17 protein-coding genes are annotated in these 17,417 nt (G+C 66.0%); 11 read left to right on the top strand and 6 right to left on the bottom strand.

All coding sequences use genetic code 11. The features are described from left to right. The first annotated feature begins 1 nt into the window (after nt 1). From KW821_RS01640 to KW821_RS01630, 3 genes are all read left to right on the top strand, one after another. Entirely contained in the window at nt 2-580 is a 579-nt protein-coding gene (locus tag KW821_RS01640) for a TetR/AcrR family transcriptional regulator (protein WP_042651336.1), read from the top strand. Beyond that, a complete protein-coding gene (locus tag KW821_RS01635) occupies nt 570-1,073 on the top strand; it encodes a hypothetical protein (protein WP_042651335.1) in 504 nt (167 codons plus the stop codon). The genes KW821_RS01640 and KW821_RS01635 overlap by 11 nt, the downstream gene beginning before the upstream one ends. A gap of 71 nt (nt 1,074-1,144) precedes the next feature. Beyond that, complete coding sequence (locus KW821_RS01630; protein WP_218290088.1) at nt 1,145-2,329, top strand: iron-containing alcohol dehydrogenase; 1,185 nt, start codon at nt 1,145-1,147, stop codon at nt 2,327-2,329. An 83-nt stretch (nt 2,330-2,412) separates the two neighbouring features. Here KW821_RS01630 and cysM read toward each other — a convergent pair whose 3' ends face one another. Further along, a complete protein-coding gene (gene cysM / locus KW821_RS01625; RefSeq protein ID WP_218290086.1) occupies nt 2,413-3,315 on the bottom strand; it encodes a cysteine synthase CysM in 903 nt (300 codons plus the stop codon). A gap of 146 nt (nt 3,316-3,461) precedes the next feature. Here cysM and KW821_RS01620 point away from each other — a divergent pair, with 146 nt between their 5' ends. The 7 genes from KW821_RS01620 (at nt 3,462) to KW821_RS01590 (ending at nt 10,826) form a co-directional block, all read left to right on the top strand. Continuing rightward, nucleotides 3,462-3,725, top strand: a complete 264-nt coding sequence (locus KW821_RS01620; protein ID WP_218290084.1) for a GNAT family N-acetyltransferase — start codon at nt 3,462-3,464, stop codon at nt 3,723-3,725. Continuing rightward, a complete protein-coding gene (locus KW821_RS01615) occupies nt 3,725-4,321 on the top strand; it encodes a nucleotidyltransferase family protein (RefSeq protein ID WP_218290082.1) in 597 nt (198 codons plus the stop codon). The genes KW821_RS01620 and KW821_RS01615 overlap by 1 nt, the downstream gene beginning before the upstream one ends. A 70-nt stretch (nt 4,322-4,391) precedes the next feature. Next, complete coding sequence (locus KW821_RS01610; RefSeq protein ID WP_042651332.1) at nt 4,392-6,215, top strand: SulP family inorganic anion transporter; 1,824 nt, start codon at nt 4,392-4,394, stop codon at nt 6,213-6,215. Nucleotides 6,216-6,341: 126 nt separating this feature from the next. Next, the gene (locus KW821_RS01605) at nt 6,342-7,688 is read left to right on the top strand and encodes an MATE family efflux transporter (protein ID WP_218290080.1); all 1,347 of its coding nucleotides are present in this window, start codon (nt 6,342-6,344) and stop codon (nt 7,686-7,688) included. Nucleotides 7,689-7,699: 11 nt separating this feature from the next. After that, the gene (locus tag KW821_RS01600) at nt 7,700-8,290 is read left to right on the top strand and encodes a hypothetical protein (RefSeq protein ID WP_218290078.1); all 591 of its coding nucleotides are present in this window, start codon (nt 7,700-7,702) and stop codon (nt 8,288-8,290) included. Between the two features lie 272 nt (nt 8,291-8,562). After that, on the top strand, nt 8,563-8,778 hold the full coding sequence (locus tag KW821_RS01595; protein ID WP_050718646.1) for a YdcH family protein: 216 nt from the start codon (nt 8,563-8,565) through the stop codon (nt 8,776-8,778). A gap of 245 nt (nt 8,779-9,023) precedes the next feature. Next, the gene (locus KW821_RS01590) at nt 9,024-10,826 is read left to right on the top strand and encodes an MOSC N-terminal beta barrel domain-containing protein (RefSeq protein ID WP_218290076.1); all 1,803 of its coding nucleotides are present in this window, start codon (nt 9,024-9,026) and stop codon (nt 10,824-10,826) included. Between the two features lie 128 nt (nt 10,827-10,954). On the opposite strand, the gene htpX is transcribed toward KW821_RS01590, so the two are convergent. The 5 genes from htpX to bioB all read right to left on the bottom strand — a co-directional run bounded on the left by htpX (nt 10,955) and on the right by bioB (nt 15,921). After that, nucleotides 10,955-11,827 (bottom strand): protease HtpX, encoded by an 873-nt coding sequence (htpX, locus tag KW821_RS01585; protein WP_042651327.1) that lies wholly within the window; start codon nt 11,825-11,827, stop codon nt 10,955-10,957. Between the two features lie 113 nt (nt 11,828-11,940). Beyond that, the gene (gene bioD / locus KW821_RS01580; RefSeq protein ID WP_218290074.1) at nt 11,941-12,621 is read right to left on the bottom strand and encodes a dethiobiotin synthase; all 681 of its coding nucleotides are present in this window, start codon (nt 12,619-12,621) and stop codon (nt 11,941-11,943) included. 165 nt (nt 12,622-12,786) lie between these two features. Then, nucleotides 12,787-13,620, bottom strand: coding sequence for a malonyl-ACP O-methyltransferase BioC (gene bioC / locus KW821_RS01575; RefSeq protein WP_218290073.1), 834 nt, complete (start codon nt 13,618-13,620; stop codon nt 12,787-12,789). Beyond that, the gene (gene bioF, locus KW821_RS01570) at nt 13,613-14,818 is read right to left on the bottom strand and encodes an 8-amino-7-oxononanoate synthase (RefSeq protein WP_256353260.1); all 1,206 of its coding nucleotides are present in this window, start codon (nt 14,816-14,818) and stop codon (nt 13,613-13,615) included. The genes bioC and bioF overlap by 8 nt, the downstream gene beginning before the upstream one ends. Next, entirely contained in the window at nt 14,815-15,921 is a 1,107-nt protein-coding gene (bioB, locus tag KW821_RS01565) for a biotin synthase BioB (RefSeq protein WP_218290072.1), read from the bottom strand. The genes bioF and bioB overlap by 4 nt, the downstream gene beginning before the upstream one ends. Before the next feature lie 195 nt (nt 15,922-16,116). Between bioB and bioA the strand changes: the two genes are divergently transcribed. Further along, nucleotides 16,117-17,391: an adenosylmethionine--8-amino-7-oxononanoate transaminase gene (gene bioA / locus KW821_RS01560; protein ID WP_218290070.1), complete on the top strand. Its 1,275-nt coding sequence runs from the start codon at nt 16,117-16,119 to the stop codon at nt 17,389-17,391. Nucleotides 17,392-17,417 lie beyond the last annotated feature (26 nt).

The following is a 17,417-nucleotide window of genomic DNA, read 5'->3' as shown; positions in this document are numbered from 1 at the left end:
CATGACCGACAAGCGCCGCCAAATCCTGGATGCCGCCCTCGCCCTGTGCGCCGAAGATGGCCTGCAGGGGGCCGCCACCGCCCGCATCGCCAAGGCGGCCGGGGTGGCCAACGGCACCCTGTTTCACCACTTCCCCAGCAAGGAGCTGCTGATCCAGCAGCTCTATCAGGACATCAAGCAGCGCCTCGGCGCCGCCATCCGCGAGGCGGACCCGGCCCTGCCACTCGAGAGCCAGGCCCGGCACTACTGGCACCAGGCGATGGACTGGATGCAGGCCCACCCCCACGAGCTCAAGTTCGTGCTGGGATTCTTCCACTCCCCCCTGCTGGCGCGGCCGCTGCGCAGCCAGATCCTGCGCGACACCCTGGGTTTCCTGCCACAGCTCTTGAGCCAGGGGCTGGCCAGTGGCGAGCTGAGGCAAGCCCCCCCGGCCCTGATGCTGGAGGTCTGCCAGAGCCAGTTCCTGGCCTGCGCCTCGCTGTTTGTCGACGAGCCCGAGCTGGGACGAGACCCCGACTGGCAGGCCAGCGCCTTCGCCCTGTTCTGGTCCGCCATCGCCAGGGGGCGCCATGACGCCTGATACCCTGCTCGCCGCCGGTCGCCGCGGCTGGATCACCGCCCTGCTCTGGATCATTGGCCGCACCCTGTGCCGTGCCGCCCGGGTCGACGAGGCGGTGCGCCGCGAGCTGGCCCCGCTGCCCGAGGGGCTCTGCATCCGGCTGGAGGTACATGGACTGCGCCATGGGCTGACCCTCCATAAAGTGGCCGGACGCTGGCGCTGCGGGGCCCCCGCCACGCCGGCGCCCCACTCGCTGCGAGTCTGCTTCAAGCACCCCGCCATCGCCTTTCGGGTGCTCAGCTTTCGCCTCGGCATCAACCAGGCCTTCTGCGAGAACCGGCTGCTGGTGGAGGGGGATATCACGGCCGCCATGCACCTGGTGCGCGGGCTGGAGCAGTTGCAGTCCCTGATCCTGCCCGCCTTCATGGTACGGCCACTGCTGCGCCACTATCCGGATCCCGCCGACAAGCTGAGCCGCGCCGGCCGCATCTATCTGGGGTTGCTGACCGGCTGACCGGGCCGCCACGGACTGAAACAATTGCCTTGCAGGATCCTTTGAATTGACCGAGTACCAGGAGTGACGAGATGAGCCGATATTATGATTTCTTCTGCCCGGTCAAGCTGATGGCGGGGGAGCAGGCGCTGGAGCAGCTGGCCGGCGAGCTGATGGCGCTGGGAGCCACCCGCCCGCTTCTGCTCACCGACAAGGGGGTCAGCGGCAGCGGGCTCGCCACCCTGCTGAGCCAGGTGCTGGCCGAGGGCGGGCTACCGGTGGCCGCCTGCTGGGACGAGATCCCGGCCGACTCCTCCACCGCCGTGGTGGAGCGCATCGCCGCCCGTTACCGGGAGCTGGGGTGTGACAGCCTGGTGGCGCTCGGCGGCGGCTCCGTCATAGATACCGCCAAGGCGGTCAACATCCTCGCCAGCCTGGGGGGAGAGCGGCTGCTGGATCACGCCGGGGCCGGCTGCCTGACCCGGCCATTGAAACCGCTGGCGGCGGTACCGACCACCGCCGGCACCGGCTCCGAGGTCACCCAGGTGGCGGTGATCCGGGACGAAGGGAGCGGGCGCAAGCTGCCCTTCACCTCCCCCTTCCTGCTGCCCCAGCTGGCGGTACTGGACCCGCGCCTCAGCCAGGGCCTGCCGCTGTCCATCACCGCCGCCACCGCCATGGATGCCATGACCCACGCCATCGAGGCCTTCATCGGCAATGCCAAGAACCCGGTCAGCGACGCCCTGGCCCTGATGGCGGTGGAGAAGATAGCCGACGCCCTGCCGCAGGTGCTGGCGCGCCCGCAGGATCCGGCGTTGCGGCTGCAACTGGCGGAAGGCTCCACCCTGGCGGGCATGGCGTTTTCCAACTCCATGGTGGGGCTGGTGCATGCCCTGGGCCACAGCCTGGGGGCCCGCTGCCATCTGCCCCATGGCCTGTGCATGAACCTGTTCCTGCCCACGGTGCTCGACTACAACAGGCCCGGCATCGACGAGGAGCTGGCCCGTCTGCTGCTGCCGCTGGTAGGGGCGGAGCGCTTCGCGGCCACCCCCGCCGCCCTGCGGGCCCAGGCCAGCCTGGATGCCTTGTGTATTCTGCGCGACAGCCTGTGGCAGGCGGTGCGGCTGCCACGCACCTTGGCGGAGGCGGGGGTGACCGACAAAGCCGTGCTCGCCGAAATCCGGGATCTCGCCATCAACGACGGCGCCCTGCTCTATAACCGCAAGGATGCAGATCGGGAGCAACTGCTGGCGCTGCTGGAGCAGGTGTGGGAATAGAGGAGGATCGGCGGGCCGAGGCGAGAGCACTGCCGATGCCGGTATGCTGCCTGGCATCGGCTCACAGCTGATGACATGAGGAGTCAGGCCGGCGGCGTGAACACCCCGGTGGAGAGGTAGCGATCCCCCCGATCGCAGATGATGGCCACCACCACCCCCTGGCTCAGCTCGGCTGCCACCCGCAGGGCCCCCGCCACGGCGCCACCCGAGCTGACCCCGCAGCAGATCCCCTCCTCCCGCGCCAGCCGGCGCATCATGGTGAGCGCCTCGTCCTGGGTCACATCCAGCACCCGATCGACCCGCTCTGGTTCGAAGATGGCGGGCATATAGGCGGCGGGCCAGCGGCGGATACCCGGGATCTGGCTCCCCTCGGCCGGTTGCAGGCCTATTATCTGCACCGCCGGGTTCTGCTCCTTGAGGTAGCGGGAGACCCCCATGATGGTGCCCGTGGTGCCCATGGCCGAGACGAAGTGAGTAATTGCCCCCTCGCTCTGGCGCCAGATCTCGGGGCCGGTCGAGAGGTAGTGGGCATCCGGGTTGGCCGGGTTGTTGAACTGATCCAGCACCAGCCCCTCGCCGCGCGCCTGCATACTGAGCGCCAGATCCCGCGCCCCCTCCATGCCATCCTCCACCAGCACCAGCTCGGCGCCGTAGGCCTGCATAGCGTCCCGCCGCTCCTGGCTCATGTTGCTCGGCATGACGAGCCGCATCTGGTAGCCCCTGGCCGCCGCCACCATGGCCAGGGCGATGCCGGTGTTGCCGGAGGTGGCCTCGATCAGCCGCTTCCCCGGCAGTAAGCGGCCACTTGCCTCCGCCGCCTTGATGAGGTGCAGGGCCGGCCTGTCCTTGACCGAGCCGGCGGGGTTGTTGCCCTCCAGCTTCACCAGCAGCGTCACCCTTGAATGGGGATTGATGCGCTGCAGACGCAGCAGCGGGCTATTGCCGATCAGACTGTCCAGGGTGGCGAAGGCCATAAGGGGATCCATCCTCTGCTAACTGTTCTATACCTTGCCTAGCGAACCGCTCGCCGGCCGGCCAGTGTAAGCGAGCATCATCGGCCGGCAAAGAGCGCGGTTGGCAAAGTCCGGCCAGCATGCTCTGATAACCCTTCCCCACCCTTTGAGGAGCCCCCATGAGCGACATTCTTCATCAGGCCGACCAGCAGCAGTTCATCTGCGTGGTGGACGGCAAGACTTCGCGGCTCAGCTACCGCTGGCTGGATGCGAGCACTGTCGATGCGCACAGCACCCAGGTGCCCTCCGAGCTGAGGGGGCAGGGCATCGCCGATCGGCTGGCGCGCAGCTTCTATGACTGGTGCCAGGCGCAGGGGCTGACCATAGTGGCCAGCTGCAGCTATGTCGATGTCTGGTTGCGCCGCCATGGCGGGAAAAGTTGATGTACGCCACGGCCACAGCCACCTCGGGCATGACCGAACAGAGGCACCTCCAGGCACGCACTGAAGATCTGCTGCGCGCCGACCCCATGCGCATGGCCTGCCTGCGGGCGGCGCGGGAGCTGGCCCTGCCCGACTGGGCGCTGGGTGCCGGCTTCGTGCGCAATCTGATCTGGGATCACCTGCACCTGAAAACGGTGCCGACCCCGCTCAACGACATCGACCTCATCTATCTGGACCAGGGGGATCCGCAAGGGCTGGCCGAGGCGGCGCACGAGGCCTGGCTGGCGGCGAGGCTGCCAGGGCAGCACTGGGAGGTGCGCAATCAGGCGCGCATGCATCACCGCCAGCAGGTGCCCCCCTTTGCCAGCTCGCTGGAAGCGCTCAGTCACTGGGTGGAGATCCCCACCTGCATCGGGGTCAGGCTGCTGGCCAACGATGAGTTTGAATGGCTGGCGCCCCATGGCTTTGACCACAACTGGTCGCTGCGAGTGAGCGCTAACCCGAGATGCCGCCAGGACAGCCAGGTATTCGTGCAACGGGTGCAGGACAAGGGTTGGCAATCCATCTGGCCGGACCTTGAGGTCGAGTGGCCATAACGCCGTTGCAATGCCCCGCCATGCATGGGCAAACTAAGAAAAAGATCTATATGACTCAATGGGTTAATTAATGCGCGACTTCTTCTCTCTCGAACGCTGGCTGCCGGGCCTCGCCGCCCTGTTGCAATATCAGCGGGCCTGGCTGATGCCGGACCTTCGCGCCGGCCTGTCGGTGGCCGCCGTGGCCCTGCCCGTGGCCATCGCCTATGCGGAGCTGGCCGGGGTGGGCGCCATCGTCGGCCTCTACTCCTGCATACTGCCCATGCTGGTCTATGCGCTGTTTGGCACCTCCCGCCAGCTCATCGTCGGCCCGGATGCCGCCACCTGCGCCGTCATCGCCGCCGTGGTGACCCCCCTCGCCGCCGGCAACGCCACCCTGCAATGGCAACTGGTGATGACCATGACCGCCATGACCGGCTTCTGGTGCCTCATCGCCAGCCGCTTCAAGCTGGGGGTGCTGGCGGACTTCCTCTCCCGCCCCATTCTGATGGGGCTGCTCAACGGGGTGGCCATCACCATCATGGTGGGCCAGCTCTCCAAGATCTTCGGCTTCACCTTCAGCGAGCGTTACCTGATAGAGCGCATCCTCAACGGCGCCAGCTACATCACCCAGACCCACCTGCCGACCCTGGCCATGAGCCTGACGGCCCTGCTGACCCTGGTGCTGACCAAGCGCTACAGGCCCGCCTGGCCCTCCTCCATGGTGGCCATGATAGTGACGGCGGCCCTGGTGTGGGCCCTGGATCTCGGCCGCTTCGGCATCGCCACCCTGGGCACCATCGGCTCAGGCCTGCCGGAGTTTCAGGTGCCTGAGTTCCCCCCCGGCCTGATGCGCGAGCTGGTGTTGCCGGCCCTCAACCTGGCCATGGTGAGCTTCGTCTCCATGATGCTGACCGCCCGCAGCTTCGCCGCCAAGAACGGCTACGAAATCGATGCGGACAAGGAGTTCCGGGCGCTGGGGATGGCGAACCTGGCCTCGGCCCTCTCTCAGGGCTTCGCCATCAGCGGCGCCGACTCGCGCACCGCGGTCAACGATGCCAACGGCGGCAAGAGCCAGCTGGTCTCCATCATCGCCGCCCTCATCATCGCTCTGGTCACCTTCTACCTGACGGCGCCGCTGCAGTACATCCCCACCGCCGCCCTCGGCGTGGTGCTGGTGATGGCCTCATTGTCGCTGACCGACTTTCGCGGCCTCTGGGGGCTGCGCGACTCCGACCGCGCCGCCTTCTGGCTCGCCCTCATCACCTTCGTCAGCGTGCTGGCCATGGGGGTCATCCCGGGGATCACCCTCGCCGTCCTGCTCGGCCTGTTCCAGTTCCTACGCAACGTGATGCGACCAACGGATCAGCTGCTCGGCATGGATGACGAGGGGGTGGTGCGCACCCTGGGGGACAACGAGCAGGCCAAGGCCATTCCCGGCATCCTGGTCTATCGCTTCAACTCGCCGCTCACCTACTTCAACGCCCCCTACTTCAAGCGGCGGGTGCTGGCGCTGCTGGTGCAGGATCCCCAGAATCCCAAGTGCCTGGTGATCGACGCCGTCGCCTGCTTCACCCACCAGGACATCAGCGTGATGAGCATGGTGGGTGAGCTGCACAAGGAGCTGAAGCGCCGCGGCATCCACATGGTGATGGCCGGTCGTCACGGCCAGATGACCCACTGGCTGCAGCAGGCGGGGATCCGGGTCGGCGACGAAGGGATCACCCTCTATCCCGACATGTACCAGGCGCTGCGCATGACCCGCAGCTACCGCGAGCCGGTGTTCAAGGACGATGAGGTGGTGGAGAGCACCACCGACAGCCAGCTCGCTCGCTGGCCCCGGGATGAGGCGCTGCCGGACTCGGCGCGACTGACCCTGCCCTGCGAACAGGAGGCAGGCTCGGCCCCGGCCTGAGCCGGATCGGCGGCCCCACCCTCCCCACAGGATGACGGGGTCAGCCATTGCACAGCTCAGACTCTTGGTGTTAAATGCCCGTCCAGATGGCGCTGACGAGGGCCATCATTGCTATTTGGATATGCCATGCAGACTCAATCCCACGCGGGCCCGGGCACCCTCTTCGCCCTGACCTGGCCACTGTTCATCGATCTCGCCCTGCACTTCCTGACCGGGGCCCTCAACACCTTCATGGTGGGCCACGTCTCCTATCAGGGGGTGGCGGCGCTGGCGGTCGGCAACCAGGTGTTCGATCTCGCCATCACCCTGTTCAGCTTCGTCAGCATCGGCACCAGCGTGGTGATCACCCAGTATCTGGGGGCAGGCGATCGGGAGAAGGCGCGGGTGGTGATCCACACCGCCATCGGCTTCAACCTGCTGGTGGGACTGGTGGCCGCGGTGGGGGTCATGGCCGGTGCCAGCACCATGCTGGCGCTGATGAACCTGCCGGCCCACCTGATGGGCGACGCCACCCTCTACCTGCAGATCATCGGCCTCTGTCTGCTGCCGGAGGCGGCGGCGCTCTGCCTGGCTGCCACCCTGCGTGCCCACGGCCACACCCGGCAGGCCATGTACGTGACCCTGACCGTCAACCTCATCACCTTCGTCGGCAACCTGCTGCTGCTCTACGGCTGGTTCGGCCTGCCCCAGCTCGGGGTGGCCGGGGTCGCCATCAGCACGGTGGCGGGTCGCATCGTCGGCGTGGTGCTGCTGGTGTGGCTGGTGGGCCGCAAGACCGGCATCCGCTTGCGTCTGCCGGAGATCCTGCGTCCCAGCAAGGTCATGCTGGACAAGGTGCTGCACATAGGCCTGCCGGCGGCGGGAGAGAACCTCTCCTGGATGCTGCAGTTCATGGTGGTGACCGCCTTCGTCGGCCTGCTCGGCGACAAGGCGCTGGCGACCCAGTCCTACTTCTTCCAGATCTGCCTGTTCATCCTGCTGTTCGGCCTCTCCATCGGCCTTGGCAACGAGATCATCATCGGCCATCTGGCGGGGGCCCGCCGCTTCGAGCAAGCCTATAAGCAGCTGATGAAGAGCCTGAAGCTCGGCCTCATCGTCACCACCCTGATCGCCATCGCCGCGGCCCTGAACGGGCGCGCCATCATCAGCCTGTTCACCGACGACCCCGACATCATCACCCAGGTGGCGCAGCTGTTCCTCATCAGCCTCATCCTCGAACCCGGCCGCACCTTCAACCTGGTGGTGATCAACGCCCTGCGCGCCACCGGGGATGCCCGTTTCCCGCTCTACATGGCGCTCGTCTCCATGTGGGGCATTGCCGTTCCGCTCGCCTATTTCCTTGGTATCATGCAAGGCTATGGGCTGGTCGGCATCTGGTTGGCGCTCGCCTGCGATGAGTGGGTGCGCGGTCTGGCCATGTTCTGGCGCTGGCGCAGTCGCCGCTGGCAAAACAAAATCCTCGTGGAATCATAAGCGGAATCATGATGAAGAAAATCGGACTCTTGTTGGCGGCCATCCTGCTCAGCCCCCTGGCCATGGCGCAGACCGCCCCCAAAACCCCCAAGGCACCCGCCCCCCAGACCTGGTATGTGGCCCCCATCGCCATCGATGAGAGCAGCGAGGCGCAGAAGGCGCTGACCAAGGATTTCATGGCCCAGATGATCAAGACCATCAAGATCAACGAGTACCAGACCGGCAAGGCGCTGGGCAAGCACAAGGATCCCAAGTGGCTGATCCGCACCAGGCTGCTGCCCGCCAGCACCGCCCCCCTGGTCGGCAAGAAACATCCTCAGGCCCTCACCTACGGCAAGGGCATCCCGACCCAGGAGATCGTCGGCGAGCTCATCATGGACGGCACCCTGGTCGCCCATGTGGGCCAGGGCTGGCGTGAGCCCATAGTGCCCGGCACCCCGGTGGCCGAGAAGATCACCATAGCCAACTACCAGTACGCCATCGGCAACGAGGCCAAGGCACCGGATCTGGAAGAGCTGGCGGCCCAGATCGGCTTCGAGGTGGGCAAGGTGATCGCCCGTGACGGCAAACCGCTGCCCGAGAAGAAAAAGAAAAAGGAGTAATCCTCCTCTGCATCGCAACAAGGGGCCCGGTGCCCCTTTTTGCTGCCCGCGGCAGTCATGCCAGCGTAAAGTTGTGATGAGTATCGCAATTTTACGCGCGAATGCTTACTCATAAATCCCTTATCAGGTTGCGATTCAAGCAGTTAAACGCAGACTCCCCGGCACGATGAATCATTGCTCCCGAATTTGAGTTGGATCACATTTCTTAGCCCGGGTTAGGGGTACTTTGAAGGTCAAGGCACAATCAAACGACAACAAGGAGGCTTCATTACATGTTCCCTGAGTACAGAGATCTCATCTCGAAACTGAAGAGCAGTGATGTCCATTTCCAGCAGAAGTTTGACTTGCACAACGACCTGGATGCGGAGATTAGAAAACTGGAAAAGCATCACGCCAGCGATTACAGCTCCGAGGTGAAGGATCTGAAAAAACAGAAACTTAAACTGAAAGAGGAGATATACGACATCCTCAAACAACATCCACACTGACGCCTCGACGAATACCCGGATAAGCAACTTATCCCCCAGCCCGGCTTGTATGCCGGGCTTTTTATTGCCCGCCATACCGCCATCAGGTTCCCTGGAAATCCTGCTCTCTCAGGGCTTGGTTGGTGCCGCCAAGCCGGGTAACATCTCCCCTCTCTGCACTCCCCGACCCGCGCCGGCCTCGTCGCCCGAGCATGCCGGGTGGGAGTCGCCCCGTCGCCCTCTCGCCACGTTACAAGGACCCGGACATGCCAAGGCTCGACAGCATTCATCTCTATCCCATCAAATCGACGGCAGGCATGCCACTGACCCGCGCCCTGGTGACCGAAGAGGGTCTGCTGGGGGATCGCCGCTACATGGTGGTCAAGCCGGACGGCAGCTTCATCACCGCCCGCACCCATCCCCAGCTGCAGCTGGTGGTGGCCACCCCCATCGAGGGCGGCCTGCTGCTGCGCTACCCGGGCCAGGATCCCCTCAGCCTGCTGGAGCAGGCATTCAGCCGGGCCCCGCAGGCCACCGGCGTCTGGAGCGACAGCTTCAGCGCCCTGCACACCACGGCGCAGGCCGATGCGTGGCTGAGCCGATGCGTGGCTGAGCCGGTCCGGCTGCTCTGGCTGGGGGAGAAATCCGATCGCTTCAGAACCAAGACCGGCACCAGGGTCAGCTTCGCCGACGGCTATCCCCTGTTGCTCATCGGCCAGGGATCCCTCGACGATCTCAACCTGAGATCCGATGCCCTGCACCAGATGAGTCAGTTTCGCACCAACCTGGTGGCGAGCGGCACCCGGCCGTTCGAGGAGGATGGCTGGACGCGGATCCGCATCGGCGGGGTGGCATTTCGGGTCGCCAAGCCCTGCAGTCGCTGCATCATGACCACGGTGGAGCCGGGCAGCGACAGGTTCAACGCCCTCAAAGAGCCGCTCGCCACCCTCACCCGCTATCGCCGCGGCGAGGATGGGGAGGTCTATTTCGGCCAGAATCTGGTGGCGCTGAACGAGGGCTGGATTGAGGCCGGCAGCGAGATCGAGGTGCTGGAACGCACCCGCCCGCCGGTTTACCCCAATGCGGCGCCGCAGAAGCGGGCGCTGATTTGCGTCGCCCGTGAGCCGCTGGCGCGGGATCTGGAGACCTTCTGGTTCGAGGCGGCCGATGGCGAGCCCCTGCCCGACTACCTGCCCGGCCAGCACCTGCCCATCAGCCTCGACATCAAGGGCGAGCGGCTGCAGCGGCGCTACACCCTGAGCTCCAGCCCGGATCGGCCGGATCGCTACAGCATCAGCGTCAAGCGGCTCGGCGATGGCCGCCTCTCCCCCTGGCTGCACCATCAGCTGCGGGTGGGGGACAGCCTGCTGGCCGCCCCTCCCGCCGGTGACTTCCATCTGGGCACCGAGCGCAAGCTGCTGCTGCTCTCGGCCGGCTCAGGCGTCACCCCCATGCTGGCCATCGCCCGCACCCTGCATCTGAGACACGAACTCGGGGAGGTGCACTTTATGCACCTGTGCCGCAGCGAGGCCGACATCCCGGCCGCCGCCGAGCTGCACGCCCTGCGCCTTGCCGGCATGCAACTCTCCTTGATCCTGAGCCAGCCCGATGGTCACTGGCAGGGCATGAGCGGTCGCCTCGGCAAGTTGCACCTCGATCAGATCAAGGGTCTGCTTGAACGGGAGATCTTCCTGTGCGGTCCTCACGGCTTTATGAGCGAGGCGGTCAAGCTGCTGCAGGAGCAGGGGGTCACCGCCGAGCGTATCCGGCAGGAGAGCTTCGGCGGCGCCATCCTCTCGATGGCCCGTCCCCATCAGGCGGTGCAGCTGCGGATCGGCGAGAAGAGCTTCGCCGGCAACAACCAGGGCACAGTGCTGGATCAGGCCCACAAGCAGGGGGTGGAGCTGCCCTGGAGCTGCCGCGCCGGCATCTGCGGCAGCTGCAAGCAGACCCTGCTCGAAGGCGAGGTGGATCACCCGGAGGCGCCGGCCATCACCGCGGCCGAGCGGGCCGAGGGCAAGATCCTCACCTGCTGCGCCGTGCCGCTTAGCGATCTCGTGATCAAATGACCTGGTGATCAAATAATCTGATGATCGTGCCGCGATAAGCCAGGGGGCGGGAGCCCGGCCCGAACCACCGGACCACAGAAACGAAAACGGCTGCCCTGAGGCAGCCGTTTTCTTATCGCGTTTGGCTATCAGCCACGCAGGGCGGCGATGCGCTGCTCGATGGGCGGGTGGCTCATGAACAGCTCGCTCACGGAGCGCTTGCCGTTGATGCCAAAGGCCATCATGGCCCCTTCCATCTGCGGCTCGGCACCACGAGAGAGGCGCTGCAGCGCGGCAATCATCTTGTCGCGACCGGCCAGCTTGGCGGCACCGGCGTCGGCGCGGAACTCACGCTGACGGCTGAACCACATGACGATCATGGAGGCCAGCACGCCGAACAGCATCTCCAGCACGAACACGGTGATCATGTAGGCGAAGCCACCGGAGCTGCTGCTCTCTTCGCTGTTGTTGGAGCTGAAGAAGTTGCTGATGACGCCGGCCACGATGCGGGCGAAGAACATCACGAAGGTGTTCACCACCCCCTGGATCAGGGTCAGGGTGACCATGTCACCGTTGGCCACGTGGCTCACCTCGTGGGCCAGCACGGCTTCCGCCTCGTCCCGGCTCATGCTGTAGAGCAGGCCGGAGGAGACGGCCACCAGCGAATCGTCGCGGCGGGCACCGGTGGCGAAGGCGTTCATCTCGGGGGAGTCGTAAATCCCCACTTCCGGCATCTTGATGCCAGCCTCGCGGGCCTGACGAGCCACGGTGCTCACCAGCCAGTGTTCTGTCTCGTTACGGGGTTGCTCGATGACCTGGACACCATAGCTGCGCTTGGCCATCCACTTGGACATCAGCAAGGAGATAAAGGAACCCCCAAAACCGAACACGGCGCAGAACACCAACAGACCGGAAATACTGGACTTGTTGATCCCCAGAACCGAGAACAGGATATTGAGTACCACCCCCAGCACCAGCATGACGGCCAGGTTGGTCACCAGGAATAGCATAATTCGCTTCATATTGACTCCTTGTGAGATATAGACGCACGGTCCGGGCCGATCCATTGTCGGCCCGATACCACACCAGCTCCAGATAATAGATAGATCCGATGAATGTTTGCTGAATGTCAGCCTCAGAGCAGGGGTGAAATATCCAGGCACCCTCGCAGATCCGCCTCGAGTGGATTGTTTACAAAGGGTATTTCACCCAAAAACGGCGCCGGCAGCAAGCCCCTCAGGGTCTCCAGATTCTCCTGATAATGACTCATGCCGTCGCTCAGCCGGTTGATCACCCAGCCGGCGATCGGCAGGTCCATGTGGCGAATGGCGGCGAAGGTGAGCAGCGCGTGGTTGAGGCAACCGAGCTTGGCCCCCACCACCACTATCACCGGCAGGTTCTCCTGCTTGACCCAGTCCGACAGCAGGTGGTTTCTGTCCAGCGGCAGGAACCAGCCCCCCGCCCCCTCGACGATCACCAGCTCGGCCCCGGCCTGCTCTATCTCTCGCAGGCCCGCCGACAGGCCGCTCAGGCTGATGGTCTCGCCCACTTCCCGCGCGGCTATATGGGGCGCGATTGGGGGTTCGAAGGCGAAGGGGTTGACCCGCTCATAGGGCAGCGCCAGGCTGGCGGCCTGCTGCAGCAATAGAGCATCCTGGTTGCGCAGCCCCTCGGCGGTGCGGGCGCAACCCGCCGAGACGGGCTTGTAACCGGCGCAGCGAATGCCCTGAGCGGCAAACTCCCGCAACAGGGTGCGGGCGACCAGCGTCTTGCCCACGTCGGTGTCGGTGCCGGTGATGAAAAATGATTTGACCATGATGACTCCTCAACGCACATCGGGTGACGCCGGATCGACGCCCCCGCGTAGCCATGCTCTCAACAGGGGTGGCAGGTCCTGGCCTGTCCACCCGCGCGTTCTCTATTCGGACACAAACGGTACGCCTGCGGATCTGTCCCCGGCGAGATCCGGGGGACGGGTGGTTTAGCTGCGGATCACGCGCCCGAGGCAGACCTGGTAGCTGGCGGCCAGCAGGCCGTCTGGCTGGCGGTGGCGCTCATAGGCCTGGCTCAGGCGCTGCAGGCGCTGGCGGTTGCCGAGCCCGGGCCGACGCCCGTCGTTGATCTGGCTGGCGCCTATCCCCTTGAGATCCCGCAGCAGGCCGTTGAGCTCCGGGTAGGCGAGCGACCAGGTCAGGCACTCCAGCGCGGGGGCGCCGAAGCCCCCGGCGGCGATGGCGTGCTGCAATTGTGACAGGCTGAGGAAGCGATTGACATGGGCAGCGCCGTCAACCGTGCGCCAGGCCTCACGCAATTGCCAGAGCGAATCCGCGAGCAGGGTGGAGAACAGCAGTTGGCCACCGGGCTTGAGCACCCGGTGCAGCTCGGCGAACGCCTGGGCCGGTCGCTCGCACCACTGCAGGGCCAGGTTGGAGAAGACCCAGTCCAGGCTCTGATCGGCGAAGGGTAGCCGCTCCGCATCGCCACACAGCAGTTGGGCCCCGCTGCCGCGCAGGGCCGCCTGTTGCAGCATGCCGGGGGCGAGATCCAGCCCGTGCAGCCGCCGGCAACGGCCGGCCAGCTGGGGCAGGAAGAAGCCGGTGCCGCAGCCGAGATCCAGCCCCGACTCGGGCAACGCCCCTGGGTGCGCCAGGCCTGCACCGGCCAGGCTCGAATCGCTCGCCCCGTCCGGCATCCTGGCCAGCAAGGCCTGCCCCACCTCCTGCTGAAACTGGGCATGGGCGTCGTATCGGTGGGCCGCGGCGCCGAAACGGCGCGCCAGCTGCACCTTATCGACTCGCTGGAAGGCGTCATGCATGCTTGGCCTCCCCTTGCATTGGCTCGGCCCCGGCCTGGCCCAGGCCATCCAGCAGGCGATCGATCTCCTGCTCGCTATGGGCGGCGCAGAGGGTGATGCGCAGCCGCGCCGTGCCCGCCGGCACCGTCGGGGGCCGGATGGCGCCGACCCAGAGGCCGGCCCCGCGCAGCCGCTCGGCCAGTTGCAGGGCCGCCCGGCTCTCTCCCACCAGCAGCGGCTGGATCGGGGTCTCGCTCGCCCCGAGCGTCCAGCCGAGCTGGCCGGCGCCCTGCCGAAAGCGCCGGATCAGCTGTTGCAGATGGGCGCGCGCCTCATCGGCGCCCCTTACCAGCGCTATGCTCTTGGCTACCGCGCAGGCCTGGGCGGCGGGCATGTGGGTGCTGTAGACATAGGAGCGGGCGAAGTTGACCAGGTACTCCACCAGCTCGCGGCTACCGCCGACGAAGGCCCCGGCCACCCCGAGCGCCTTGCCGAAGGTGCCCATCTGGATGTGGACGCAAGCCGGGCTCACCCCTTGGGCCGCCAGGGTACCGCGCCCCTCTGGCCCCAGCACGCCGAGGCCGTGGGCGTCGTCGATCATCAGCCAGTTGCGGCTCCGGGCGGCCAGCTCGCTCAGCTCGCGCCAGGGCCCCTGATCCCCGTCCATGCTGAACACCCCTTCGGAGACGATGAGCCCCTTGCCCGACTCGAGTTGGCGCGCCAGCGCGGCCATGTCGTTGTGGGGGAAGCGCTTCATCCTGCAGGGCAGCTGGCTGCCCATCTCCTGCAGGGAGGCGTGGTTGAGCCTGTCCTGCCACAGCAGGTGATCCTTGCCGAGCAGCGCCTTGAGCACCGCCTGGTTGGCCGAGAAGCCGCAGTTGAACAGCAGCACCGCCTCCAGCCCCAGCCAGTCGGCGATCTGCTCCTCCAGCGCCTGATGGGCCCGGCTGTAGCCGGTCACCAGCGGCGAGGCGCCGGCGCCGGCCCCATGGCGATCGATCCCCTCCTTGAACGCCTGCTTGATGGCGGCATTAGCCCCCAACCCCAGATAGTCGTTGGCCGAGAAGTTGAGATAGTCCTGACCGCCGACCCGCAGCCGGGCGCCACTGCCGCCCTCGGTCGGGGTGCGGCGCCGGCGCAGGGCCTCGCGCTCGCGGGCGGCCAGCGCCTCGCCCAGTGCGAAGGGACCCTGCGCCGCAGAGGTGAGCACGGCACTCATGAGGATTCGGCGGCGCGGGACGGCGCCGTGCGGGTGGCGTCATAGAACAGATCGTCGACCCCGGGGGCGCGCCTCGCCTGGGCCAGCAGCTCGGCCTCAAGCTCCTCGGTCTGCACCGCATCCGGCTTCTGGGGGCGCTGGGCGGGGCGAATGCCGAGCCGCTTGAACAGCTGCATGTCGCTGTTTTCATCCGGGTTCGGCGTGGTCAGCAGCTTGCAGCCATAAAAAATCGAATTCGCCCCCGCCATGAAGCAGAGGGCCTGCATCTGCTCGTTCATCTTCTCCCGTCCCGCCGAGAGGCGCACGTGGGAGCCCGGCATCATGATCCGCGCCACGGCTATGGTGCGGATAAATTCGAACGAGTCGAGGTTCTCTTCGTTTTCCAGCGGGGTGCCCTTCACCTTGACCAGCATGTTGATGGGCACGCTCTCCGGGTGGCGCGGCAGGTTGGCGAGCGCGATCAGCAGGCCCGCTCTATCCCGCGCCTGCTCCCCCATGCCGACGATGCCGCCGGAGCACACCTTCATGCCGGCGCCGCGCACGTGCTCCAGGGTATCGAGCCTGTCCTGATAGGTGCGGGTGGTGATGATGTCACCGTAAAACTCGGGGGAGGTGTCGAGGTTGTGGTTGTAGTAGTCGAGCCCGGCGGCGCCGAGGCGGGAGGCCTGCTCCGCGGTCAGCATCCCTAGCGTCATGCAGGTCTCCATGCCGAGGCCGCGCACCCCTTCGATCATCTGCAGTATGTAGGGCATGTCCCGCTCCCTGGGGTTGCGCCAGGCGGCCCCCATGCAGAAACGGGATGAGCCATTGGCCCTGGCCTCGCGGGCCCGCTCCAGCACCTTTTCCACTTCCATCAGCCGCTCGGCCTCGAGTCCGGTATGATAGCGGGCGCTCTGGGGGCAATACTTGCAATCCTCCGGGCAGGCGCCGGTCTTGATGGAGAGCAGGGTGCTGACCTGTACCTCGTTGGGATCGAAATGGGCGCGGTGAACGGTCTGGGCCTGGAACAACAGATCGTTGAACGGCAGGGCAAACAGCGCCTGGACCTCGTCGTGAGTCCAGTCGTGACGCAGGGCTGAGGCGCCCGTCGAGAGAGCATGCATGGGGATGGCTTCCTGTGATGAAGGGGATCCGCCGGTCCGCATCCTTGCCGGGCAGACCGCCAAACCCGCCACCGGCCGCCCTCGTCAATGCAACGGGAGGGCCAAGCCAAGTGGCTGAAATTGTTGGCTAGTGTAGAGAGCGCGCGTAGACTGTCAACACCGACCAGATCAAATTAATTGACAATAGAACACAAAATGACCAATCAAGAATTCGACCTGCACCACATCTGGCACCCCTATACCTCCCTCACCCAGCCCCTGCCCTGCTACGAGGTGGCCAGCGCCAAAGGCGTGACCCTCACCCTGAGCGACGGCCGCGAGCTGGTGGATGGCATGAGCTCCTGGTGGGCCTGCGTGCACGGCTATCAGGTGCCGGAACTGGATGCGGCGGCCCATGCCCAGCTCGGCAAGATGGCCCACGTCATGTTCGGCGGCCTGACCCATGCACCCGCCGTCGAGCTGTGTCGCAAGCTGGTGGAAATCACCCCGGCCGGGCTGGATCGGGTATTCCTGGCCGACTCCGGCTCGGTGGCGGTGGAGGTGGCGCTCAAGATGGCCCAGCAGTACTGGCACGCGAAGGATCAACCGCGCACCAAGTTTGTCTCCCTGCGCGGCGGCTATCACGGCGACACCTTCGGCGCCATGAGCGTCACCGATCCCGATGGCGGCATGCACGAGCTCTACCGGGGCTTCCTGCCGGAGCAGTTGTTCGCCCCGGCTCCCGATTGCCGCTTCCACGCCCAGTGGGACGAAAACTGCGTGGTGGAGCTCGCCAGCCTGGTGGCGGATCGCCACGAAGAGATCGCCGCCATCGTGCTCGAGCCCATAGTGCAGGGGGCGGGCGGCATGCGCTTCTATCACCCCCGCTACCTGCAGTGGGTGCGCGCCCTGTGCGACGAGTTCGGCATCCTGCTCATCGCCGACGAGATCGCCACCGGTTTCGGCCGCACCGGCCAGCTGTTTGCCTGTGACTGGGCGGGCATCAGCCCCGACATAATGTGCCTGGGCAAGGCGCTCACCGGCGGCTACATGACGCTCTCCGCCACCCTCACCACGGAGCGGGTGGCCCACACCATCTGCGATGGCAAGGCCGGCGTCTTCATGCACGGCCCCACCTTCATGGCCAATCCGCTGGCCTGTGCGGTCGCCAATGCCTCCATCGAGCTGCTGCTGGCCTCCCCCTGGCAGGAGCGGGTGCAGGCCATCGAGCATCAGCTCAGGACCGAGCTGGTACGGCTCACCCTGGATCCGGCCGTGGCGGATGTGCGGGTGCTCGGCGCCATCGGGGTGGTGGAGATGAAGGAGCGGGTGGACGTGGCGCGCATCCAGCGCAAGTTTGTCGAGCTGGGGGCCTGGATCCGGCCCTTTGGCAAGCTCATCTACCTGATGCCTCCCTTCGTCATCAGCCCGGAGCAGCTGAGCGTGCTGACCAGGGCCATCGGGCAGGCCATCCACGACGGCGAGTTCTGAGCCGTCACAACAGGCCCCGCTCGATC

It is taken from the genome of Aeromonas sp. sif2416 (assembly GCF_019218665.1).
GTDB lineage: Bacteria > Pseudomonadota > Gammaproteobacteria > Enterobacterales > Aeromonadaceae > Aeromonas > Aeromonas encheleia.
This window is presented reverse-complemented; position numbering and strand designations above follow the sequence as displayed.